Annotated in this window: 22 protein-coding genes and 1 pseudogene; 6 read left to right on the top strand and 17 right to left on the bottom strand. The window is 66.6% G+C overall.

Annotated features, from left to right (window positions below):
- Both ABD841_RS16505 and bla read right to left on the bottom strand, forming a co-directional pair.
- Positions 1-1,461, bottom strand: a 1,461-nt coding sequence (locus tag ABD841_RS16505) for a transglycosylase domain-containing protein (RefSeq protein ID WP_344972323.1), incomplete at its 3' end; no start/stop codon positions are given.
- Between the two features lie 199 nt (positions 1,462-1,660).
- A complete protein-coding gene (bla, locus tag ABD841_RS16500; protein ID WP_344972317.1) occupies positions 1,661-2,689 on the bottom strand; it encodes a class A beta-lactamase in 1,029 nt (342 codons plus the stop codon).
- Between the two features lie 183 nt (positions 2,690-2,872).
- Between bla and ABD841_RS16495 the strand changes: the two genes are divergently transcribed.
- A complete protein-coding gene (locus tag ABD841_RS16495) occupies positions 2,873-3,022 on the top strand; it encodes a hypothetical protein (RefSeq protein ID WP_344972315.1) in 150 nt (49 codons plus the stop codon).
- Here the strand turns inward: ABD841_RS16495 and ABD841_RS16490 are convergent, their stop codons facing one another.
- Complete coding sequence (locus ABD841_RS16490) at positions 3,023-3,823, bottom strand: hypothetical protein (protein ID WP_344972313.1); 801 nt, start codon at positions 3,821-3,823, stop codon at positions 3,023-3,025. It abuts the gene before it with no gap.
- On the opposite strand from ABD841_RS16490, the pseudogene ABD841_RS16485 reads away from it, so the two are divergent.
- A pseudogene (locus ABD841_RS16485) lies at positions 3,809-4,139 on the top strand (IS630 family transposase); the annotation flags it as partial. The gene ABD841_RS16490 and the pseudogene ABD841_RS16485 overlap by 15 nt on opposite strands.
- Here ABD841_RS16485 and ABD841_RS16480 read toward each other — a convergent pair.
- The 5 genes from ABD841_RS16480 to ABD841_RS16460 form a co-directional block, all read right to left on the bottom strand.
- A complete protein-coding gene (locus ABD841_RS16480) occupies positions 4,136-4,588 on the bottom strand; it encodes a GNAT family N-acetyltransferase (RefSeq protein WP_344972311.1) in 453 nt (150 codons plus the stop codon). The pseudogene ABD841_RS16485 and the gene ABD841_RS16480 overlap by 4 nt on opposite strands.
- Positions 4,589-4,760: 172 nt before the next feature.
- On the bottom strand, positions 4,761-5,636 hold the full coding sequence (locus tag ABD841_RS16475) for an endonuclease/exonuclease/phosphatase family protein (RefSeq protein WP_425581992.1): 876 nt from the start codon (positions 5,634-5,636) through the stop codon (positions 4,761-4,763).
- A gap of 205 nt (positions 5,637-5,841) precedes the next feature.
- Complete coding sequence (locus ABD841_RS16470; RefSeq protein WP_344972309.1) at positions 5,842-6,822, bottom strand: RNA ligase family protein; 981 nt, start codon at positions 6,820-6,822, stop codon at positions 5,842-5,844.
- Positions 6,823-7,440: 618 nt separating this feature from the next.
- Entirely contained in the window at positions 7,441-8,412 is a 972-nt protein-coding gene (locus ABD841_RS16465) for a hypothetical protein (RefSeq protein WP_344972307.1), read from the bottom strand.
- 203 nt (positions 8,413-8,615) lie between these two features.
- The gene (locus tag ABD841_RS16460) at positions 8,616-9,158 is read right to left on the bottom strand and encodes a DUF4365 domain-containing protein (protein WP_344972305.1); all 543 of its coding nucleotides are present in this window, start codon (positions 9,156-9,158) and stop codon (positions 8,616-8,618) included.
- Positions 9,159-9,664: 506 nt separating this feature from the next.
- Between ABD841_RS16460 and ABD841_RS16455 the strand changes: the two genes are divergently transcribed.
- Positions 9,665-10,504 carry an NAD-dependent protein deacetylase gene (locus ABD841_RS16455; RefSeq protein WP_344972319.1) on the top strand — a complete coding sequence of 280 codons (840 nt, stop codon included), beginning with the start codon at positions 9,665-9,667 and terminating at the stop codon, positions 10,502-10,504.
- Between the two features lie 89 nt (positions 10,505-10,593).
- On the opposite strand, the gene tgmC is transcribed toward ABD841_RS16455, so the two are convergent.
- Genes tgmC through tgmA form a run of 3 tightly spaced genes read right to left on the bottom strand, consistent with a single transcriptional unit; the run spans position 10,594 to position 12,970 of the window.
- Positions 10,594-11,754 carry an ATP-grasp peptide maturase system methyltransferase gene (gene tgmC, locus ABD841_RS16450; protein WP_344972303.1) on the bottom strand — a complete coding sequence of 387 codons (1,161 nt, stop codon included), beginning with the start codon at positions 11,752-11,754 and terminating at the stop codon, positions 10,594-10,596.
- Positions 11,751-12,686 (bottom strand): ATP-grasp ribosomal peptide maturase, encoded by a 936-nt coding sequence (gene tgmB / locus ABD841_RS16445; protein ID WP_344972301.1) that lies wholly within the window; start codon positions 12,684-12,686, stop codon positions 11,751-11,753. The genes tgmC and tgmB overlap by 4 nt, the downstream gene beginning before the upstream one ends.
- An 11-nt stretch (positions 12,687-12,697) precedes the next feature.
- Complete coding sequence (gene tgmA / locus ABD841_RS16440; RefSeq protein WP_344972299.1) at positions 12,698-12,970, bottom strand: putative ATP-grasp-modified RiPP; 273 nt, start codon at positions 12,968-12,970, stop codon at positions 12,698-12,700.
- A 287-nt stretch (positions 12,971-13,257) separates the two neighbouring features.
- On the opposite strand from tgmA, the gene ABD841_RS16435 reads away from it, so the two are divergent.
- From ABD841_RS16435 to ABD841_RS16425, 3 genes are read left to right on the top strand one after another with little or no spacing between them, the layout of a single operon-like run.
- Positions 13,258-13,644 (top strand): hypothetical protein, encoded by a 387-nt coding sequence (locus tag ABD841_RS16435; protein WP_344972297.1) that lies wholly within the window; start codon positions 13,258-13,260, stop codon positions 13,642-13,644.
- Positions 13,613-14,155, top strand: coding sequence for a DUF6879 family protein (locus tag ABD841_RS16430; protein WP_344972295.1), 543 nt, complete (start codon positions 13,613-13,615; stop codon positions 14,153-14,155). Before ABD841_RS16435 ends, ABD841_RS16430 begins: the two co-directional genes overlap by 32 nt.
- A 33-nt stretch (positions 14,156-14,188) precedes the next feature.
- Positions 14,189-15,034, top strand: coding sequence for a helix-turn-helix domain-containing protein (locus tag ABD841_RS16425; protein WP_344972293.1), 846 nt, complete (start codon positions 14,189-14,191; stop codon positions 15,032-15,034).
- A gap of 49 nt (positions 15,035-15,083) precedes the next feature.
- Here ABD841_RS16425 and ABD841_RS16420 read toward each other — a convergent pair whose 3' ends face one another.
- The 6 genes from ABD841_RS16420 to ABD841_RS16395 all read right to left on the bottom strand — a co-directional run bounded on the left by ABD841_RS16420 (position 15,084) and on the right by ABD841_RS16395 (position 21,749).
- Positions 15,084-15,977: a phosphotransferase family protein gene (locus ABD841_RS16420; protein ID WP_344972291.1), complete on the bottom strand. Its 894-nt coding sequence runs from the start codon at positions 15,975-15,977 to the stop codon at positions 15,084-15,086.
- Positions 15,974-16,291, bottom strand: coding sequence for a glycine-rich domain-containing protein (locus tag ABD841_RS16415; RefSeq protein WP_344972289.1), 318 nt, complete (start codon positions 16,289-16,291; stop codon positions 15,974-15,976). Before ABD841_RS16415 ends, ABD841_RS16420 begins: the two co-directional genes overlap by 4 nt.
- Before the next feature lie 119 nt (positions 16,292-16,410).
- Entirely contained in the window at positions 16,411-19,452 is a 3,042-nt protein-coding gene (locus tag ABD841_RS16410; protein WP_344972287.1) for a DEAD/DEAH box helicase, read from the bottom strand.
- A gap of 82 nt (positions 19,453-19,534) precedes the next feature.
- Positions 19,535-20,455 (bottom strand): HNH endonuclease, encoded by a 921-nt coding sequence (locus ABD841_RS16405; RefSeq protein ID WP_344972285.1) that lies wholly within the window; start codon positions 20,453-20,455, stop codon positions 19,535-19,537.
- 218 nt (positions 20,456-20,673) lie between these two features.
- Positions 20,674-20,886, bottom strand: a complete 213-nt coding sequence (locus ABD841_RS16400; RefSeq protein ID WP_344972283.1) for a DUF397 domain-containing protein — start codon at positions 20,884-20,886, stop codon at positions 20,674-20,676.
- Positions 20,887-20,897: 11 nt separating this feature from the next.
- Positions 20,898-21,749 carry a helix-turn-helix domain-containing protein gene (locus ABD841_RS16395; RefSeq protein ID WP_344972281.1) on the bottom strand — a complete coding sequence of 284 codons (852 nt, stop codon included), beginning with the start codon at positions 21,747-21,749 and terminating at the stop codon, positions 20,898-20,900.
- Positions 21,750-22,129 lie beyond the last annotated feature (380 nt).

The raw sequence follows: 22,129 nt of genomic DNA, 5'->3' as shown, positions 1-22,129 counted from the left end.
CACCGGGTCCATCTCGTTGATGCCGAGGGTGAAGGTCTCGTACTCCTGCAGCGGCTGACCGTCGGAGCGGTGGATGCCCAGCGACTTGGCGACCTTGACGGTGTCGCAGAGGCCGACCCGCTGCTCCAGCTCCATGAAGAAGGTGTTGACCGACCCCCAGGTGCCGGTCTGCAGGGTCTTCCAGCCGGGGCTGCCCTCGTCGTTGGTGACGGTGTGCGTCGGGTCGCCGATGTTCTCGCCCTTGCAGTTCTTGAACGCCGCGTAGCCCGAGGCGCGGTAGCCCGCGCCGGCGGTGAGGCCGTCGTCGACCTTCATGCCCTTCTGCAACGCATTGATCAGCGTGAACGTCTTGAACGTCGAACCGGGCTGGAACCCGACGCCCCCGCCGTGCGCCGCGTCGGCCACGACGTTGTACGACATCTCGTTCCGGGCCTTGGAGGTGCCGTACTTCCGGCTGGCCGCCATGGCCTTGATCGCCCCGGTGCCCGGCTGGACCAGGGCCTCGGAGGCCACCGGGTTGTCGGAGGCGTGCACCCACTTCCGGATGGCCCGGTCCGCCGCCGCCTGCATGCGGGGGTCCAGCGTCGTCTTGATCGTCAGGCCGCCGCGGTTGAGGAACCGGGTACGGGCCTTCTCCGTCTTGCCGAAGCTCGGGTTGTTGAGGATCTCCTGACGAACATAGATGCAGAAGTACGCATATTTGCTGGACTCGCAACCTCCGGGAAGCTTCGTACCCTTATAGCCGAGCTTGGTGGCTTTCGCCGCCGTCGCCTCCTGCGGCGTGATCTTGCCGAGCTCCGCCATCCGGTCCAGCACGACGTTGCGCCGGTTCAGCAGCCGCTCGCGATGCCCGGCACCCAGGTTGGGGTCGGTGGCGTTGGGGTCCTGCACGGCGCCCGCCAGCGTCGCCGCCTGCGGCAGGGTGAGAGCGGCCGCCCTGACCCCGAAGAACCGCTTGGCCGCCGCCTCGACCCCGTAGGCGCCCGCGCCGAAGTAGGCGATGTTCAGGTACTTCTCCAGGATCTCGTCCTTGGAGTACTTCTGCTCCACGGCCATCGCGTAGCGCAGCTCGTTGAGCTTGCGCGCGTAGCTGGCCTCCAGCGCCTTTTCCTTCTCCTCCTGGGTGTCGGCGGAGTTGAGCAGCACCTGCTTGACGTACTGCTGGGTGATGCTGGAGCCGCCCTGGGCCACCCCGCCCGAGGAGAGGTTCTTGGCCAGGGCCCGGATGGTCCCCTCGATGTCGATCGCGCCGTGCTCGTAGAAGCGGTAGTCCTCGATCGAGATGATCGCCGTCTTCATCACCTCGGCCACCTCGGCGAGCTTGACGACCTCCCGGTACTCCTCGTAGAATCGCGCGATCTCGCTGCCCCTGGCGTCCTGCACGATCGTGACCTCCGGCAGCGGAGGCTCGGTGAGGTCCTCGGGATTGAGGTTCAGCTCATCCGACGCGGTGACGACCATCGCTCCCGCGCTTCCCACGGCCGGCAACGCGATCCCCGCGACCAGCACGCCCGCCGCCGCTCCCACGGCGGCAAGACGCGCGATCTTTGACGCCGCCCCTGACTGCACTTCACCCCGTTCTGCCACAAAGCAAGACTATTGGGTTCTCAAGTCACGCTCTGCCGAATAGAACTTTATTCAGAAAATCGTAAAGATCTCCCTAGGGGAGCTTGCCGAGGCCGCGGGCGAGGACGGTGGCGGTGTCGGCGATGACCTTCTCGTCATTGGGGGCGCCGGCGACCCGGCGGTTGGTGTAGATCGCCATGATGATCGGGGCGGCGTCCTTGGTGGGCCAGACGACGGCGATGTTGTTGGTGGCCCCGTACGCCGAGGTGGTGCCGGTCCTGTCGCCGACGATCCAGGTCTTGGGCAGGCCGGCGCGGATGCGCGCGCCGCCGGTCGTGTTCGCGATCAGCCAGCCGTTCAGCCGGGCCCGGTCCTTCGCGTCGAGCGCGTCACCGACCGTGAGATTACGCAGATCACGGCCTATGGCCGCGGGGGTGGTGGTGTCCCGCTTCTCCTTGGGGCTCCAGATGTTGACCTCGGGCTCCAACCGGTCCAGGCGGGAGACCGGGTCCTTCAGCGTGCGGAAATACCGGGTCAGGCCCGCCGGTCCGCCGATCTGCTTCAGCAGCACGTTGGCGGCGGTGTTGTCGCTCCGGGTGATGGTCGCCTCGCACAACTGGGCGACGGTCAGCCCGTCCTTCACGTGCTTCCCGGTGACCGGCGAATTCGGCTTCACCTCCTCGGCCGTCCAGTGGACGACCCGGTCCATCAGCCCCGGGTCGGAGGTGCGGGCCTTGTGCAGCACGGCGGCGCCGAGCACCGCCTTGAAGGTGGACAGCAGCGGGAAGCGCTCACCCGACCGGTAGGCGACCGTCTTCCCGGTGGCCGTGTCGAGGGCGTACGCGCCGATGCGGCCCTTGAAGGACGCCTCCAGCGCGCGCAGTTCCCGCCGGGCGGCCGCCTCACCGGACGACGGCGCCTGCCGATCATCGAGGAGCGCCTGCCCGCCCGTCGTCTTCGCCGGCGAGACCGGCGCCTTCGCCGGAGAAGTCGGCGCCTTCGCCGACGAGGTCTCGGCCGAAGCGGTGCACGCGCCGGCGACGGTGCCGCCCGCCAGGAGGGAGAGCGTCAACGCGGACGCTTTCAGCACTGCCGGGAAGCGGCGGGTGCGGAGGTGTCGCATGCCATGTCCTCTCTCGTTGATCAAAAAGGGAGGAAAGCAGATGCGATCGATCGATGTCCAATCCCGACGCCGGCGGGAGGCGGCCGAACGCCGACGTCGTCGGCCGGCTCAACGCGCCGGCCGAGGGCGGACGTCGAGGATCGGACCAGTGTCTTGAGTCTTGAATCCGCGTAGGGTCCCGTCATGTCGCGTCCGGGACCGAAGCTCGCGCCGCTGGAACTGACCGCCGAAGAACGCGCCGAGCCGGAGCGGGGGGCGGCGGCGGAGTCCGAGCGGGTGGAGGTGCCGGGCGGCGGCGTCCCCGTGGGACGGATCGCCACCCGGCTCCCGTGATCAGCCGCTGTACGAGATCCAGCCGTACTCGTATTGAGTCCAGCCGTTCTCGTCCCCGGTGTGCCTGCGGCCGGTCATCACCTGGTTGGTGCCGCCCATCGAGGCGTGGTTGTTTTCCCTGACCCAGCCTTCCACTTGCCTGGGAGTGATCTGCACCGCCTTGCCCTGCCAGAACAGCGAGCCGCTGTAGTAGATGGTGTCGCCGTTCTCGTCCCCGTCGTGCCGAATCCCGGTAATGGCCTGGTTCGCCGAGGTGTGGTAATTGTGGTTGTTCTCATCCGTCTTGGTGCCCCAGATGTCCCACTTGTTCACCGTGACCTGGATGTTGTCGATGTAGATGCGGCCGCAGTGGAACGTGGTGTTGCCGTTCTCGTCGCCGCGGTGCCCGCGGCCGATCAGCACTTCGTTCGTCGGGCAGCTGAACTTGCTGTTCGACTGTTTCAGGGTCGAGACCTGCCCGGGACGGATCTCGATCGTGAGGGCCGCGGCGGGGCCGGCGGGGACCAAGGTGAGGGCGGCGACGGCCGTCGCCGCCAGCGCGGCCGGCAGAAACTTCTTGAGCATGTCCGTGCCCTTCAACGAGAACCTGCAGTGAACGGAACCCATGGTCGCCGTCACGATGGCGTCCGTCGTCCGCCTGTAGGCTGAGCGCAGGTCCGTCTGCACGGTGATCCACTCGCTCTGGCGAGCCCCGCCGCAGCCTTCCGTCAGGTTCTGGGCGGGGTTGCCGCTCGGCCGCTCGGTCTTGGCCGGCGACGGGCCGGCCGAGGCCGCGACAGTGGTGCGGATCTCGACGTCCACCTGTCTGCGACAACTACGCCACCCACGAGACCCCCGCGATCAAAAGGTGGCCGCCGGCGCATCCGCGTCTCATATCCACGTCACCCCGACCGGCGCGTCCTGGCTGCCCCTGGTCGAGCGGTGGTTCGCGGAGCTGACGAACAAGCGGATACGGCGGGGCGCGCACAGGTCGGTCCAGGCGCCGGAGAAGGACATCCGCGCCTGGATCGACACCTGGAACGAGGAGCCGAGACCACTCGTGTGGACCAGGACAGCCGAGGAGATCCTCGACACCCTCGCCTCATACTGTCGGCGGATTACCGACTCAGGACACTAAGGCGCGTCCGGCAGGAGATCCCACTCCTCCCAGGAGATCTCCCTCCCCGGCCAGCGCACCGAGGCGTACGGCCACGCCTCGCCCAGCCAGGCACGGACCACCCGCTCCAGCTCCTCCTCCAGGCCCGTGCCCTCCTCGTCGGCCCGCACCCAGAACGACACGTCGGCGTCGGCCCCCCGCTTCTCCGGAGGATCGATGTAGACGCACCCGAGCTGCCGCGAGCCGTCCGGGCTCACCACCGCGTAGTTGAACGACCTGCGGAGCAGTGCCTCCTTCTGGTGCCAGGCCAGGTCGATCAGGTTCTCCTCCAGCGTCATGGAGTCGAGCGGCCAACCGCCCCAGAGCGGGAAGCGCTCCCGCAGCCGGAGGGCGCTGCTCATCACGGCGTCGAAATCACGGACCGTGTCATGCACCGTGATGGGCCGGATGTGGAACTTCTCGTGTTCCACACCGGGGGGAATGTCATGAGTTCTCGGTAGAAACGGCATGCGGCCCAGATTGACCCATCCCACTTGGCATCGCCTGAACACCCGCTTGGCCCCTCTACGGAGAGCCCTCTCCGCAGAGCCCTCTCCGCAGAGCCCTCTCCGCAGAGCCCTCTCCGCAGAGCCCGGAGGCCGTTCAGAGCTTGATACGGGCCGCCACCGGCAGGTGGTCGCTGCCGGTGGCGGGCAGGGTCCAGGTGGTGACGGGAGTCGCCCCGCGGGTCATGACGTGGTCGATCCGGGCGAGAGGGAAGGCGGCGGGCCAGCTGAAGCCGAACCCCTCCTTCGCCGGGGTCATCCGGGAGGTGACCGGGGCCAGGCCGCGGTCGTCGAGGGTGCCGTTGAAGTCGCCCAGCAGCACGACCGTCTCCCGCTCCTCCGCGGCGAGGGCCGCGCCCAGCGCGGCGGCGCTCTCGTCTCTCCGGCCGGTGCTGAAGCCGTCCGGCCACCGGACGCGCACCGAGGGAAGGTGCGCGACGTACACGGCGATGTCACCGGACGGCGTCCGCACAGTGGCGCGCAGCCCGCGCCGCCAGTCGGCCGTGATGTCCGCCGGCCTGATGTCCACCGACCGGAAGTCCACGATGGGATGCCTGGACCAGAGCCCGACGGTGCCCGCGGCGACGCGGTGGGGATGGCCGGGCGTGAGAACGGCCTCGTAGACGGGCAACGCGTCGGACGTCAGCTCCTCAAGGGCGATGAGATCGGCCCCGACCCCGGCCAGGGCCCGCGCGGTCCCCGCGTGGTCGGGGTTCTCCTCGCCGACGTTGTGCTGGAGCGCCGTCAGGTCGTACGCCGCCTCGCGGCTCTGGCCGTCGGGCAGCAGCAGCCCGCCGAAGAGGACGGCCCAGACCGCCGCGGGCAGCACCGAGGACACCGCCGCGACGGCCGAGCGGCGCAGCAGCGCCACGCAGAGGAGCACGGGAGCGGCCAGGCCGAGCCAGGGGAGGAACGTCTCCAACAGGCTGCCGAGGTTGCCCACGACGTTGGGCAGGGCTCCGTGGAACGGCATCAGCCCGGCGACCAGCACGGCCGGCAACGCGAGAAACCGCCCGCGCGTCCAGGGCGATCGAGGCGTACCAGACGGGCGAGCCGGACGGAGGCGACCCCACCGGCCCCACCGGCCGGCGTGGCGGGGCCCCCTCCCCGCGACGCGGATCACCGGTGCCCGGTCCGGCGTGCGGGGCCGCCGGCTGGGATCCAGCCCACGACGCGGGTCACGGGACGCGCGTGACGGAGTCGACCAGCAGGCGTGCCGCCGACGACACCGCGTAGCCCAGACGGCGCCGCTCGTCCTCCGAGAGGCCGCCCAACTCGTCCGCGAGGTCCGTCAGGAGGTCGGCGACGATCTCCTCGGCCAGCGCCTCATGATCTGCGCCGGAGCCGAGCTTGCTCCGGGCCGTGGCCACCCTGGGCGGGGTGAGCCGCTCCACCGCGGCGGCCAGCAACCAGCCCGGTACCCCGGTCACCCCGTCGGGGGGCGGGATGAAAGGCCGCGCCCCGTCGTAGCGGGCGTCTTCCGCGAAGGCGGGACGCTTGACCTTCAGCATCGGCCGCGGCCCGCGCTCCTCCACCGGCCAGGAGTCGGCGGGTTTGACCACGTACCCCTCGGCATGGTTGTCGGGCACCTCGGGGAGGCCGAACAGCGCGGGCACGCGAGTGGGGAACTCCACCGGTGTCTCCTGCACCTGGGCCCGCCGCCCCCGCCGCAGCAGGGGGACGCACGACAGCCCGGCCTCGGCGAGGTGCTCCTCCAGCTCGGCGCGTCCCAACCAGGTCCGCCCGGCCGGGGTGCGGACGAGCGCGTCGAATCCCAGCCACACCAGACCCGGGTTGTACCAGACGCCGGTCTGCACCGGCTCCAGCTCCTTCACCTCCACCACCCGCGGATGGGGGTAACGGCCACCCGCCAGCTCACCGTACAGGACCACCTCCTCCAGGTCGCCGAACCGCGACCGCAACCCTCTGGCCACCGTCGACGCGGCGGTGGCCAGGAACGGCCAGATGCCGGTCACGCCGAAGAAGGAGTCCAGCTGCTCCCCGTCCAACTCCCCGCGACGGCTGGCCGGCCAGGTCCGCTCACCGTCGCTCACCAGCGCGAAGTTGGCGCCGTGCACCTTCTCCTCGGCCACCCACGTTCCCCCCCGCTCCGGCTGGTCACTCCACCGCTCAGCGATCTTCGGGTACCGCTCGGACATCCACCCCCGCCTTCCTCAGCCGCGCGCCCCATGGCCGCAGGCACCGTTCAACCTCTTCCCGCCCGGCTCACCCGGTCTCGTCCGGCTCACCTGAGCTCATCCGCCCGGCCGCATACACAGGCCACGGACGTCACCGGCCCCGGCCGCCGCCCTCGACCCGTTTCCGTAACCGGCCTCCTCAGCCCGCCCCCGGCCCGGCACGCGACCAGGTGTCACCCTCCGGGCAGATGGAGCCGGTCAGCCGCCCGCCGGGCAAAAGACCGGTCAGCCGCCGACCGGCGACCGGCAACCGGCGACCCGAGCATGTACAGCACTCTCGCCCGACGCGCTTGCCATCGGCTTGCGGACGGCTGCAGCGGCCGATGCCGTAGAACGGCGCCACCGAACTCCGGCCCCGGTCCGGCTTCCACGGCCGGCCGCGGTCGGTCATCGCGCTCGTTCCGCGACGTGAGGACACTCCGCAGGCGCAGGACGCTGTGTCCACGGTCGCGTCCACGGACGTGATCCCCGAACAGCTCGCTCACATCCGGCCCTCAGGGAGCCCCGGGCGCCGCCGGCCACCCGGACCGGCCGACGCCTTGCCGGCGGTGGACGCCCTGCCCGCCTGATAAAGCGCCGCTAGTCGTCTTCGATGCCGGGCAGTACCGAGAAACACGTCAGCCGGCGCAGCGAACGGCGCGTTCCGCGAATGTCGAGATCACCGGTAGCGGTGACCTGGAGGCCGGTCCCATGCGCTCGCACCGCCTGTTTGTAGTCAGACTCGTCCAGCTCGACGCGGAACCTTCTTGCGTTCCCCGTATCGTCGTCGACGCCCTGTATGACCACCTCGCCCTTCCCGAGTTTTCTCTCCCGGAACAGGCGGACCACCAGACCGGTGACCGTGACCTCGGACCTCGGCTGCCTCGTCCGCAGGAAATCCGCGGCTTCACCGAGAATTCTCTGCTGGCCGGGTGTGATCCTCAGACGCGTGGGCTCATGGGACCCCGAGGCGAGCGGGGACTGTGCGAAACGGATCTGGTACACCTCATGATCCGGCCCGCCCAGGGCACTCAACGCTTCCAACTCCGTGGCGTTGGCGACGCTTTGGCCAGGTTGCCCGAAAGACGAAAGAGGTTTGTGCCCTTCACTGACTTCTTCCGCGAGACGCTGAGCCCGTTGGGCCGCGGCGAGCATTCTGCTCGTCACCCTACGGCCGAAAGGCAGGGGGCGGATATCCAGCAAGGGGTCTTGGCCGGTTACCGGCGCCGCCGTCGTCTCCGCATCGTCGTCCTTCAACGGGAGGGCCAGGGAAAGCACAAAGCTTCCCGAGTACGTGGAGATCCGCGTTCTGGCGGCATAGGACTCCGCCCGCTGCGGGCGACGGGAAGGCAGGACAAGAGTGTCGGCGTCCAGCGCCACAGCCGACGCGATCACATAATTACGTAACGCGGATATGGCGGAGTACGCCATGAACAGCGGGGCCTCTCCCGCCGGAGCGTTCGGGGTCAGCCGCACGGAAACATTGTCCGCACCGCCGAAACTCATGTCCGCGGCGATCTCCTGCGGGAGACGTTGCTCCACGTAAGCCAGCGTCCGCAGCGCCTCGCCCATACGATCGGCATAGTCACGGACCTCCTGGCGCGCGGGAAGAACGACCCACATGTTCGCCCTCTCGCCGGACGGCGGAGGACGCCACAGCGTGGTCCGCTCGTCGTTGTCGTCAAGAGTCCAACCGGAACCCCGCAGGTAACCGACGAAGGCAGACAGCGTGGGGACCGCGGGGGCGCCCTCTCCCGGAGTGTCGCCCGGCCCGCTCACGAGGCCCCCCACGCGTCCACGTCCGGCACAGGGGTGGACCTGCGAACTCCATACTTTCTCAGCATCAGGCGGAGCCCGCGGCGATCCAGAGTGTGGGCCGCCGGAAGGCATACGACCTGAGTTTTGGCGTTTTCGGACGGCGGAAATCCTTCCAGTGAGACCCATGCCCCATGTCCGACCAGAAGCGTTCCCTCCGGCTCCAGGCGCACATGCTCACCGTCCTTCGATACGCCGATGACAGCGAGTATCCGCCGAATTGCATGATCATCTCGCCTCAACACGTCATAGGTCTCGATGTCCAGGTCGTAGCTGTAGTCACCGTCGGCCGACCGGCGAAGTTCTACCGTGGTCTTGACCTGAACGAGGACAGCCGGGTTGTATGTGCCCAACTCGACACCCCGGTGAAAAAGCTGCACGTCCGCCTTCTGAAGGTCGAGCGTGGCAGGTCGTCCATGCAGGAGACCGCAGCCTGCCGCAACCACCTCAAGCCATGCCTCCCCGAAGTCGCCCTGCAGAGCGTTCTGCTCCTGCTCCCGCACGGAGGCCACCTCGCCCCAATCCATTCAGTCGGCCCGGAAAGCTTCTTCGGTGGAGCGTATAGAAGGGCGGATCATTGCCGATCGGTTACCAATATATTTTCCATAACGCCCGAAGCGCCTCTTCCATGGCCCCTCTTCCCCCAGGCATCCCGGCCCACCCCTGCGAAACCGTAGCGAGTCGGCAGGAGAAAGCCTGCAGCGCCCTCTCAGGCCGCGGCATCCGAATCACACTCCTTCCGAATCCGGAGACCTCCCCCGGGGGGGAAGACAAGATGACGCTCCTTTCCCGATGCCTATAAAGCGACACGCACCGGGAAATCACCACATCACTCGGAGTGATCTCTCTAAACCCGTATGCAAGATTTACCGAAATAAGGACAATCAACCGCAGTGAATCTCGCGATTCCACTCCGGATACGGCCGGTGGCGCGGAGCCCCGAGGTGCCGGCGTGGGCGGTTCAGTACACGCGGTGGGGCAGCATGGAGGGGTGAGCGACGGTACGAGCATGCTGGCGGAGCTGCTGGCCGCGGGCGAGGTCGCGGTGCTGAGCGGGGCCGGGATATCGACGGAGTCGGGAATCCCCGACTACCGGGGGCCGAGCGGGACCCTGAACCGGCACACTCCGATGACCTACCAGACATTCGTCGGCGACCCGGCGGCCAGGCGGCGCTACTGGGCCCGGAGCCATGTCGGATGGCGGGCGATGACCCGGGCGGCACCGAACAGCGGCCACCGCGCGGTCGCGCGTCTCCAGCAGCGGGGCCTGGTCACCGGCATCGTGACGCAGAACGTCGACGGCCTGCACCAGGCGGGCGGCGCCGAAACAGTCGTCGAACTGCACGGCAGCCTGCGTGACGTGGTCTGCCTGAGCTGCGGCGACGTGAGCTCCCGGGAAGAACTGGATGACCGCCTGACCCGGGCGAACCCGCGATTCGGCGCCCAGGCCACCGCGATCAACCCGGACGGCGACGTCGACCTGCGGGACGAGGAGGTCGACGGCTTCCAGGTGGTCGGCTGCCGAGCCTGCGGCACAGGAGTGCTGAAGCCCGACGTCGTCTTCTTCGGGGAGACCGTCCCGGCGGACCGGGTGCGTGAGTGCTTCACCCTCGTGGAGAGAGCACGCCTGCTCCTCGTCCTCGGCTCGTCGTTGACGGTCATGTCGGGCCGCCGGTTCGTCCTGCGCGCCGCGAAGCTCGGCATCCCGGTGGCGATCGTCAACCAGGGCCCGACCCGCGGCGACGCCTACGCGGCCCTCACCGTCGACGCCCCGCTGGGCACGGTCCTGTCGGAGGTGGTCGACCTCATCGAGGCGCAGTCCGTGACCGGCGGGCCGTCCCGAGGGTGACACAGCAGCGGCGCCGTACGGCCTGTGCCACCCGTACGGCGTGTGCCGCCTGCTCGTGCTGCTTGGCCGCCCGTTCCTGCTTGCGCCGCTCAGACGGGCAGGCTCCAGCTCGGCCCATCGGGTTCGCCCAGCCAGACGTACTGGCGGTCCCGGGTGACGGTGAGCCCGTACGCGGACTGGTGCGGTGATCCGGCTTCCCGCCAGATCAGGACGGCGTCTTCGACCGCGTCCCAGAGCCGGAGCGGGCCGTGCTGGCGGACCGTCCACCCGCCCTCCGGATCCGGCGCGGTGGTGGCCTGCGAACCGGTGGCCACGTCCAGCAGGGCGACCTCGTCGCCGCCCCCCAGCTTCATCGCCGACGGCGCGGCCAGTTGCCCCACGAACAGCCCGGTCGGATCGTCCAGGACCCGCGGATCTATGCGGCTGCTCCTGCCGGTCCCGAGTCCGAGGTGGGGGGACGGCATCGGAGGCGGCCCGTGGGGGCGGGCGGTCATGAAGTAGACGTCGTCCTCCAGGAACCGTCCACCGGCGGTGCCGTCGTCGGCAAGCGTGAGGTGCGCGAACGCGCTCCCGTACATCCACCCGGAGAGAGGGACGGTGATCGTGCCGCCGTCCCGCACCTGCCACAGCCACGGGAGGGGGATGTAGCGGACCGAGCAGGTGGCGATCAGCCGGTCGTACTCGGCGTTCCCGTCGTAACCGGCGAGACCGTCCCCGGTCACGAGCGTGGGCGCGTACCCGGCGGCGGTGAGCGCGCCACGGGCCCGCCCGGCCACGTCCGGGTCGTACTCGACGGAGGTCACGGCCCCGGAACCGAGCCGGTGACACATCAGCGCGGTGGAGTAACCCGTGCCGGTGCCGATCTCCAGCACCCTGTCACCGTCGGAGATCCGCGCCGCCTCCAGCATCCGCACGACCAGGCCGGGCAGTGTCGAGGAGGACGTCGGCACCCCGGAAACGATGCCGTGCGCGTCCTCGACCATCACCCCGTTGACCTGGGTCACCCACGTCTCGTCGCGATAGGCCAGCTCCAGCCACTCGTCCGCGGTCACCTCCTCGCGGCGCGTCACCCTCCACCGGTCGCCGTACCCGGTGGCCCCGGCGATCGCCGGACCGAGGAACAGCTCGCGCGCCACGGCCTCGACCGCGTCCCGCCAGGCCGGGTCACGCAGGCTGCCGTTCCGGGCGAGCCGATCGGCGAGCGTACGGCGGAGCCGCGCGGCGAGGCCGGGTGTGGCATGAGCGGTCACGGCACTTCCTCCAGGAGCAGATCGGCGATCGCGGCGGCGATGGGCAGCCCGGTGGCGTCCTCCAGCCATCCCCACTGCCCGTTGGGGTTGCATTCCAGGAACACCGGAACACCGTCATGGGTGAGTGCGAAGTCGAACGCGCCGAAGCACAGGCCGAGCTTTCCGAGGTAGGCGAGGCAGCCGTCGGCGAGACCGGGCGGAGGCTCCACCACCATGTAAGAGAGACGGTCGTAGTCCTGCCGCCAATCGAGCAGGTCCGAATCGATCCGGACGCAGAAGACCCGCTTCCCGACGACGGTCACCCGAAGGTCCGCCTTCTTGTCGACGCGTGCCTGGAACAGGTGCGCGGTGTGGTTGATGGTCTCGTCCAGCTCGTCGGGCTCGACCTGGGTTGTCCATATGGTGGCGGGCTCCCCGTCGGGGCCGGTGTACGGGGTGGCCCGCAGGGGTTTGTAGACGATCGGACCATGCTCGATCGCGAACACACGAGCATCGTCCACCCGGTTGGTGATCAGGGTGGCGGGCACCTCGAATCCGGCCTGACGTGCGGTGACAAGCTGAAGGGGTTTGTACTCGGCCGCGGTGACCGCCCATGGGTGGCTGACGTACGGGCACGGCAGAGCCGCGAGAACTCCGCCGACCCCGAAGCGGGCTTGCGTCCCGGCGAATCGCTCGGCGTACGACGGGTTGCCAGGTGGGTACGGTGTGGGCCGCCGGTAGTAGACGGCCCGCACCTCCTCCAGGGGAATACGCCGCGACCGCGTGGTGAGGACCCCACGCGGCGGAAACCTCCCGAGCCACGCCGACAGTTCGGCGTCGCCGGGGAAGTCAACGCCAGGGTCGAAACGGGCGACACGCGCGTCACGCTTGTTCAGGTGGCCGATGACCATGTCCGCAGTCGAATCGTCCAGGCAGGTGAGCACCAGGATCACGTGAGCGGTCCTCAGTCGTCGCCGTAGTCGGTGACCGTGGTCTGGTCCGAAGGCTGAGGTCTCTGGCCGTCGCCCCCTCCGCCTGTCTTCTCCGTCTTGCTGGTCTGCTTGTTGGTGCCGTGCTTGCCCGCCTCAATGAGCCGGCCGGTCGTCGCGTCGCGGTAGACACCGGTCTGAGTGACCGGGTCGAGTTCGACACGGAACGGAGCGACGGACGGGACCGCCGAGGGTATGAACGGAGCCAACCTGGTGAGGCCCCATGGCTGTCCGCACGAGGTGTCCATCGTGGTGTCCTTTCCCCGAGTCTTTCGGGAGGAGGAGGTTCCGAGAGGAGGAAACAGTGGCGGTGAAACGCGAAGCACCCGGGAAAGCGACGGAAGAGGAGCGCGCCCCAACGCTAGGAAAGCCATACCTGCGGCTCAACGAGTTTGAACGTCTTTGCATGTCAACCCATACAGCAGGGGGAGTCCTCGCCGCGTCACGCAAACTCTCGCAAACTCCTTGAGGCGGTGTCGTACGACCCACACGCTCGGTGGCGTAGTGATCCGTTTCCCGATCGAAGGAGGGCCCTGTGGCGCTACGCTTCCTCGGCAAGGACACCATCGACGGCGGTTCTCCAACGCTGTTCGACGACGGCGACAGATACGTGCTTCAAGGCTGGATCGTCACCGATCCGGCGGTGCTCGCCCGGCTCGACCTCGCCGAACACGAAACCGTCGTGGAGGTGCCGAAGGAGCTCATGGCGTTCCTGCCGGAGGGCGTTTCCATCCCGGCAGGCCCGCCACTGGTGCTCGACCTTGACGAGACGTACGTGTTCAAAGGCCCGCTCGTCACCGACCCGCTCGTGCTCGCCCAACTGGACATGCCCGGCCATGAGACAGTGATCGAGATCCCGAAAGCCGCGATGCCCACGCTGGAGGTGACCGGTGACCTGGAGCGCCGGAGCGCCGACGTTTGACCAGTGGACCACGTTGTTCCGCTCATGCGAACGGTCGGCCGTCCACCTGGAGATGCGCGACCTGTACGCCGTGTCCGACGAGGACCCGATGTTCTCGGCGTGGCGGGCGGGCCACCGCTACGACCCGGCTGACGAGGCGTCGTGGTGGCGGCCGTGGCTGAGCCTGATGCGGGAGACGACCGGCAGGGGCGTGGCGGTCAAGCGGGCTCGGATCGTCTCCGAGCCGGTGACCGAATACATCCGTTTCGAGTACGACGTCTCTTTCACCAACATTGTGGCGGGCGAGCAGGGACGGTGGCTTCCCCGCCGCCGGGCGTCCGGGATCACACTGCCCGGTAACGACTTCTGGCTGCTGGACGGAGCCCGGGTGCAGTTCAACCACTTCACCGGAGACGGTGATTGGGCCGGAGTGGAATGGTGCGAGGACCCCGACGTGGTGAAACTGTGCGCGGCGGCGTTCGACGCGGTGTGGGCGGCGGCGATCGACCACGGCGACTACACCCCCGCCTGAGCATCCGCCCCCGTTCTTCTGATGAGCAGCACCATGTCATCGCCATCACGCGCCGTCGACCAGGCCAAGCACGCGCTGCGCGCACGCCTGCGTGAGATGCGTCTCGCCGCGCATCTCACCGGGCGTGACCTGGCCAACCTCGCGGGGTGGCACTCCTCGAAGGTGTCGAGGATCGAACACGGCCGGCAGACCCCGTCCGAACATGACATCACCATCTGGTGCCGGCACTGCGGTGCCGAGGATCAAGCCGGTGACCTGGTCGCATCGCTCCGCACCATCGACGAGATGTACGTCGAATGGCGGCGGATGCAGCGCACCGGCCTCCAGCGGCTCCAGAAGGCCGCGATCCCGCTGTACGAGCGAACCAGTCGCTTTCGCATCTACGAGCCGTCGCTGATCCCCGGCCTGTTCCAGACGGCTGACTACGCGCTGTCCCTCATGCGTGCCGTCGTCACCTTCCGGGAAATCCCCGACGACACCGCCGAAGCAGTCAAGGTCCGCATGCAGCGACAGCAGGTCCTCACCTCCGGTGGCCGCCGCTGCGCGGTCATCCTGGAGGAAGCAGCGCTACGAACACGGATCGGTGACACCGAGGTGATGGCCGGCCAGCTCGGTCACCTCCTCGCCGTCGCCACCCGGTCCAACATCAGCCTCGGGATCATCCCGATCCGTGACCGCGCCATGTGGCCCACCAACGGATTCTGGATCTTCGACGAGGAACGGGTCCTGGTGGAGACCCTGTCAGCGGAGCTGACCGTGACCCAACCACACGAGATCGCCCTGTACGCCAAGGCGTTCGCCCAGTTCGCCGAGCTGGCGGTGTACGGCCCGGCGGCCCGGACGCTGATCGCCTCGGCCATCGCCGCGTTGGACATGTAACGCCCCGCGCTGGTCCTGCCGCACCAAGCCGAATACGGCGTCCCAGCTACTACGTGCGGTGGCGCACCCAGGCCTGCCCGGCTTCGGCGGCGCGGGCACGGAACTCGCGTCCCTCCTCGGGGCCGAACCGTGCCTTGTACAGGCGGAACAACGTCCACAACGCGGCCAGCGCAGTGACGGCACCCTCGGGCGCGGACCGCCAGGCGGGCACCCGGGCAAGAAGCGCCTCGGCCTGCTCCGGAGTGTGGCCCGCCGCGACGAAGCGGGGGGCGAGCATGACGACGTCGATCCAGGCGGCCCCACGCGCCGCGAACGCCCAGTCGATGGCGTACGGCTGACCGTGGCCGATCCGGAGGTTACCGGCGTGCAGGTCGTAGTGGAGAAGCGTGTCACCGCCCAGGGCGTCGGGGTGGAACCCGCGAAGCGCCGTCTCGTACATGGCCCGGTACGGCAGATCCCCGGCGGGAAGGGCGAGCAGGTGCGCGGCCTTGGCCTGGAGCATCGCGACGTTCTCGGCGACGTCCGGAATGCCATCGCGGCCGGGGCACGGGGTGAGCGTCTCGTTCAGAACCATCAGGGTGTCCAGTACGAGCGGCACGTCCGGCGAGCCGGGCGAGAGGTCGGCGTCGCGGCCGTCGACGTACTCGTGCAGCAGCACGATCCACCCCTCCACGTCACCGCTCCACAGCAGGCGGGGCGCGGGCAGGCCGGGTGGCAGGAGGGCGCCCGCCCGCCGCTCCCGCGCGTAGAGGCTCGCGGCCGGGCTGCCGCCGGAAACGGCCTTGAGGAAGACGGTCCCGCCGTCCTCGGTGTGCAGGCGGGCGGCGATCCCCGGCATGAGCCCCCTGGTCACGGGTTCGGCCTTGAGGATCTGCCCGATCCGGGCCTGGACGGTGTCACGCACGCCGCCGGGAAGGTCGTCCCACTGTGGTCTCACGGTCATCTCCCCTTCGGGGCATCGGCCGGGTCGTCGGCGCACCCGGCGTAGCACTGGCTGCACTCGCCCGCGGGAATCCACAGCTCGGGGACGACCGGCAGGCCCGCGGCCCGCATCGCCTCGACGGTAGCCCCCATCGCGGCCACAGGGTCGGAAATCGCGCCGTCGGGGGTGTCTGCGGGCTCGTGGTGAATGAACCGGCCGGCGACCTTCCGGCAGAACTCCTCGTAGGGGCGGGTGTACGTCAGGAAGACGTGCCAGCCGACGTCCACCCGCTTGGAGGGGGACAGCCGCGCGTCCGGGTTGAGCGCGCACGCCACCAGGAACGCCAGGGCCTGCTCTATGATGCGCGCGGCCTCCTCTGCAGGAATGTCCTCACGGACTGGCGCTCCAGCTTCTACGTGCGGTGGAAGCTCAAGGGCTTTCCAAGCATGACTATTCAGACAGTGGCAAGGCTGGCCTGGTGGAAGACATCCGCGGGGAGGGAGTGCGCCAGTTGCCAGAGGATCTGCATTGGTCGATCGCCCTCAGATGACACGTAGGTCATCGGTCCCGCGTAGAAGAACGGCGGAGCACCGAGAGAGCCGTCCTCTTCTTTGGTCTCACGGAGGAAGAGGTGCACAGTCGAGCCGCCGTTGATGTAGCGCTGGCCGGTCGGCGATGACGTGCGTGTGGTGCTCTGAGACTCCCAGTGGAAGAGTGTTGGGCTGATCGCTCGATCGTTGTACATGGTCGTCGGTGAGAAGCCTTTCGACTTCCGCAAGGTGACGAAGAAGATGTCAGCCTTCTCCTCGGGCACCCACTTGACCCCTTCACGGACGTTTCCAGGACGGTCCACACCAAAGGCCGCCAGAGCTTCATTCTTGGAGTACCGGGCATGGATACGGAGCGGCAAACCCGCCACCTCCACGGTGACCCGGTGCATTCGGTCCTCAAGAACAGAGGCTACTTCTCGGAGTTCTTCTCTGCGGTCAGGATGGGCCGCCAGCAGCCGCAGCACACTCTTGCCTGAGTCGAAGGGCACATCACCCCCCAGCAAGACGACATGCAGCATCGCCAGTAGGCGTGGATCATTCGTGGAACCTTCGCGGAGCAGCGCCAGCCGTACGGGGTCATCGACATGCAGGAGACGCCCAATCGCCCGACCGAGCCTGCGGTCGGCATCATCTTCCACAACAGGACGGTTCTCAGCACGACGACGCAGTTCGGCCCAGCCGCCCTTGCCTGACCGATAGAGGTCTTCTAGTTCAAGACCGGTCTCCGCCAAGAAGCCCGCCAGCGAGACTTCGGGCATCGAGCGAAGCTCGGTGACGAGGTCCTTCCACGGGAGACGAAGAGCGCGACGCACATTGGCGAGGACCATCTCGGTCACCACACTGTCGAGCTGAAGGTGACACCCAGCGGGAAGCGTCGGGTTCGGCAACGCCTCGGGCAGCTTACGCCGAGGAAGACCGGTGAGCGCCCGGAGGCGTAGGTCAAAGCGGAACTCGGCCCGCTGGTGACCAACGAAGTCCAGCACGGTGAGACACGTCTTCTCCGGGGCGCGGCGCAATCCTCGGCCGAGTTGCTGAAGGAAGACCGTAGCGCTCTCCGTGGGGCGAAGGAACAGGACGGTATCGACCTCGGGGATGTCCACACCCTCGTTGAAGAGATCAACGGTGAACAGTACGTTGACCTCCCCCTTCCTCAAGCGATGCACGGCAAGGCGACGCTCATCGAGTGGAGTGTCACCGGTTACGGCCAAGGAGGGAATGCCGTACTGAGTGAACTGGCCGGCCATGAATCTGGCATGTTGAACACTCACGCAGAAGCCGATCGCGCGCATCTCACCCGGATGAGCGATCTTGTCCCGTACGGCTTGCAATATAAGGCGAACCCGGGCGTGGTTTCCGGTGTAGAGCTCGCTGAGGGCCGTCTCGTCATAACGTCCACGGCGCCACGCCACGTCGGCTAGGGAGACCTCATCGTGGATGCCGAAATAGTGGAACGGGACTAGAAGCTGTTGTTCGAGCGCTTGCCAGAGGCGCAGCTCGTAAGCAATCCGCCCACCGAAGAACGCTCCGACGTTGATGCCATCGGTGCGCTCGGGAGTAGCTGTCAGGCCGAGAAGGTAGCGAGGTTGGAGGTGCTCAAGCAGCCGCCGGTAGGTAGGCGCCTGAGCATGGTGGAACTCATCAACGATCACCATGTCGAACCGGGACGGGTCGAGTTCGTCGAGGTTGATGTTGGCCAGCGACTGAATCGAGGCGAAGACATGTCGCCACTTCTTCGGTTGATGACCGGCGACAAGCTTCTCGCCAAACTCCCCATCACGGAGCGTCTGCCGGAAGGTAGCCAGGCTCTGGTTCAGGATGCTCTCTCGGTGAGCGACGAACAGCACGGTGTCGGCCTTGCCCGCGGCAGCCAGTCGTCGATAGTCAAGCGCGGCGATCACGGTCTTTCCAGTGCCGGTGGCCATGACGACCAAGTTGTGTGTACGGCCGTGCACTTCACGCTCGGCTTCCAACTCTTCCAGCGCCTCCGCTTGATACCAGCGCGGCAGGACATCCAGCGCGGCAATCTCCAGGGGGAGATCAGCCGGGGCCGATCCACCCTCAAGCCTGAGCGCCGTAGCCAGGCGAGAACCATCGCGGGCCGGGTCATAGTCCTCAAATGCCGGATCGGCCCAGTACTGCTCGAAGGTGGCAGTGAACGTCGAGAGCAGATGGGCTTGTTCGACCTGGGTGAGTCGCACGTTCCACTCCAGGCCGTCCAACTGCGCGGCCTTGGACAGGTTGGATGAGCCGACGTAGGCAGTCGAGAAGCCAGTGTGCCGGTGGAACATCCATGCCTTGGCGTGAAGCCTGGTGCTATGCGTCTCATAGGAGATCTTGACCGTGGCACCCAGGGCGACCAAGCGATCCAGTGCAGCCTTATCCGTTGCCCCAATGTAGGTTGTAGTGATCACTCGGAGCTCACCGCCCCGGGCGATGAACTCCTTGATCGGCCCCTCAATGAGGCGCAGGCCGTACCACTTGATGAAGGCACAGATCAGGTCCACCCGGTCGGCCGTCGCGAACTCCCGCTGGATTTCGGTGCCGATACTCGGCTGACCGCGCCCGTTCACGAGGAGAGCACTGGCGGATAGCGGGGTCTCGGGCCGGATCAGCGGCTCCGGCCGTCCAGGCACGCCTGACGGCTGCCGCACCTCAGTGAGTAGCTGGCCGGGCTGTACGACCCGTTCCCCTTCGTCCTCGGCGTCGAGGAACCCCTTGATGATCGCCTCAGCGATGTGGTTGGCCCGATCGATCTGCTGCTCAGGAGTCTTAGCTGATCGCAAGGCATGGCGGGTCAGGCTGGCAATGTGCCGGACGAGATAGTCCTCAGCGGTTGCCTGCTCAACGGAGACAACCTCCACCAACTCTCCGGGAACCACACGCAGACGCCGGTCAAGGGCATGGGTGAGGAGCTGTTCGTAGACGCCAGGCGCGAGATCACTCATAGCCCGGCACTCTAAGCGGTACTCCTGACATCTGAAGAGATGATGGCCAAAATTCCCACTTAGTCAAGTATCAAGCACGAGGTCATGCCGATCTCCTAAATTCTTCGTATCGGTGTTCGATCGCAGCGACATCAGGGCGATCTCGACGCACTTTGGGCACCCTGAGGGAAATGCCGTTCATCTCCTGGAGACCATGACGCAGCATTGGCCCATCATTCTCTTCGAGAATGTCTCGACGCACCTCAACAACATAGTCCGAGCGTATCCCGAGGATGTTTTTATCGTAGGCAGCATGGTGAATTTTACAGAGAGCCAAACCGTTAGATACTGCCGGTATACCTTCCGGGTGACTGTCACGTAAAATGTGAGCCGCATCAAGCAATGAGGCATGCCGAAGGTTGCACATTGCACAGCTCTCGTCGTAAGCACGAAGCACCTGAGCACGGAATACAGGCTGATGGAGACGCTGACGAGTTAGACGCTCTGCATAGCGCCTCTGACCAACTCTAGCTTCTACTGTATCCGACATAAGCAACTGCGCTTCGTCGAGAGCTACCGCAAATTGCAATTGCTCCGGCTCGTCAGCCACAAGCCAGACCGGAAAGCACGGTAGGTACCACCCCTCCGCCACCCCATAAAACCAAATAAGAGGCAACTTACGCTCGTAAGCGATACGCAACGCCACATTGTCTGACTGCCGAGGGTCGAAACCACGATATTTATAGCGAAGCAGACCGTCAGGGCCCGGCCTGTCCTCATAAGGCGCACGACGACCAGGCGCCGTGTAGGTAGTGAGGATCGAGAGAGCCGCGGTCATTGATTTAGGCTTCCGAATTCCCCGATTGGGATCTACTAGCGGAAAACGCTTGCCCTCGAAATGAAATTCAAGAAGCTCATTACGATGCACCACGAAGTCACCATCAGCGCAACGCCGCTTCAGCCAATCCATTGCAGCGGTCCGGACACGGGCACTGAACGCGTCTTCCATGAAGCTGTCGATCATGATGTAGTTCTACACCGTCATACTCCGGTTATCGAGAGGAGAAGATCATCAATCAGATCACAGATCTAACGCACGACCGTCTCAGGCAAACTCCATACGCAACGATCTGCAAGACCTCTAACTCTGTAGTCGTGTCACCCAAGAGCGCCCTCCAGGAGAAGAGCACGCCAGAGAATGCGTTCGTATGCATCAGGTAGCTAGCCTGGACAACCCACTGGTCAGGAGCCCAAGCCGTCGAACTCTCCGCCTTTGATGCCGCCGACGAACATCTGCCATGTACTGCCGCTGAAGCTCAGCCAAGGCCCATCCGGGTCCTTGCTGTCTCGTACGACGCGGCCCCCGCCCGGAAGGTCTGCTACCTCCACACAGTTGTCCTGCTGAGCACTCAGGCTGCTCTTACGCCAAGCGAGTGCAGGGGGGATCTGGTCCACAGTTCTCGCCTCTACTCCTGATGTAGCTGGTCAACAAGGGCGGTCACGTAGCGTACGGACTCCTCGACGGTCAGAGCCGCCGCCACTACGCGGTTAAAAATGAGCGTATACGCCTGAACCTCCTCTGGTCGCTCCAGGAAGAGATTGTCTGTGGGTGTCTCCAGGTAGACGATCGATGGATCCAGCTCACCCGCGAAGTCAAGTATGACGAACCCGCTTCCCATGGCCGCATGGGCGCCGACCGCGTCAGGGAGCACCTGAACAGCAATGTTGGATCGCGTCGCCATGTCGGCGAGGTGCCTGAGCTGTTCAGCCATGACGTGGGGACCGCCGACCATCTTCTTCAGCGCTGCCTCGTCGATGACGGCCCAGACCTGCGGCGGATCATCACGTGTGAGGATCGCTTGCCGAGCCAGTCGTGCCTCAACGCGTCGCTGGACGGCGGTCTGATCAAGAACCTGCCCGGCTTGGAAGATCGCCGTGGCGTAGCCGGCGGTTTGCAGGAGTCCGGGGATGGTCACGAGTTCGACCGTACGGATTTGGGTCGCCTCTGCCTCAAAACCGGGGAGGCTGCCGCCGAACACGTCCTTGTACTTCGCCCACCAGCCCCGCTCCCGAGACTGCCGGGCGAGATCGAGTATCGCTTCACGCACTGCGGCATCTGTGACGCCGTAGAGGTCCAGCAAGAGGCGGATATTACCGATATCAGGTAAGACCCACTTATTTTGCTCCATGTGAGTGAGGCGACCACGCGACCATTCCAGGCGCTTGGCGACCTCGTCATGCGTAAGACCGGCCTGCTCGCGGAGCCGGATGAGCTCGGCGCTGAGGCGGCGCCGCTTGATAGTGGGGCTACCGGCCACGAGACTTCCTTTCACCTACAGAACAAAGCGTTCAAATCAGACCGTCAAATCAGACAATTGTGGCAATGAAATTTTGGCCTTGAAAATTCTTTGGACGAGATCCACCATGTGAAGAGTATCCACCACTGACAGTGATTTGAGGGTGACTCTGATACGACGCACCCTCTGAACTTTCAGTGCGCTATTCCCCTGCCCGACAGGTGGTCCTATGTGACCGAGCCGGACTGAGCTCATCCGGCATCACGGCACTACCTCCGCGTGAGGGGCACCGTAAACGGCTCTGCCGGGCGAGTGGCTTCGCCCGACAGAGCCTTGATCGCACGTAGGAGGTGCGCCCCGTGTTCAACCCTAGTAGAGGCATCCGGATCATCCGGGTCCGT

The sequence above is a fragment of the Streptosporangium fragile genome, from assembly GCF_039534445.1.
Classification (GTDB): domain Bacteria; phylum Actinomycetota; class Actinomycetes; order Streptosporangiales; family Streptosporangiaceae; genus Streptosporangium; species Streptosporangium fragile.
The sequence above is the reverse complement of the archived record's forward strand: the minus strand, read 5'-3'. Positions and strand labels throughout refer to the sequence as shown.

Excerpts from the sequence above, each read along its gene's own strand:
- bla (WP_344972317.1), bottom strand. The coding sequence starts at position 2,689 with ATGCGACACCTCCGCACCCGCCGCTTCCCGGCAGTGCTGAAAGCGTCC.
- ABD841_RS16495 (WP_344972315.1), top strand. The coding sequence starts at position 2,873 with ATGTCGCGTCCGGGACCGAAGCTCGCGCCGCTGGAACTGACCGCCGAA.
- ABD841_RS16475 (WP_425581992.1), bottom strand. The coding sequence starts at position 5,636 with ATGCCGTTCCACGGAGCCCTGCCCAACGTCGTGGGCAACCTCGGCAGC.
- ABD841_RS16470 (WP_344972309.1), bottom strand. The coding sequence starts at position 6,822 with ATGTCCGAGCGGTACCCGAAGATCGCTGAGCGGTGGAGTGACCAGCCG.
- ABD841_RS16465 (WP_344972307.1), bottom strand. The coding sequence starts at position 8,412 with ATGGGCGAGGCGCTGCGGACGCTGGCTTACGTGGAGCAACGTCTCCCG.
- ABD841_RS16455 (WP_344972319.1), top strand. The coding sequence starts at position 9,665 with ATGCTGGCGGAGCTGCTGGCCGCGGGCGAGGTCGCGGTGCTGAGCGGG.
- tgmA (WP_344972299.1), bottom strand. The coding sequence starts at position 12,970 with ATGGACACCTCGTGCGGACAGCCATGGGGCCTCACCAGGTTGGCTCCG.
- ABD841_RS16425 (WP_344972293.1), top strand. The coding sequence starts at position 14,189 with ATGTCATCGCCATCACGCGCCGTCGACCAGGCCAAGCACGCGCTGCGC.
- ABD841_RS16420 (WP_344972291.1), bottom strand. The coding sequence starts at position 15,977 with ATGACCGTGAGACCACAGTGGGACGACCTTCCCGGCGGCGTGCGTGAC.
- ABD841_RS16410 (WP_344972287.1), bottom strand. The coding sequence starts at position 19,452 with ATGAGTGATCTCGCGCCTGGCGTCTACGAACAGCTCCTCACCCATGCC.
- ABD841_RS16405 (WP_344972285.1), bottom strand. The coding sequence starts at position 20,455 with ATGATCGACAGCTTCATGGAAGACGCGTTCAGTGCCCGTGTCCGGACC.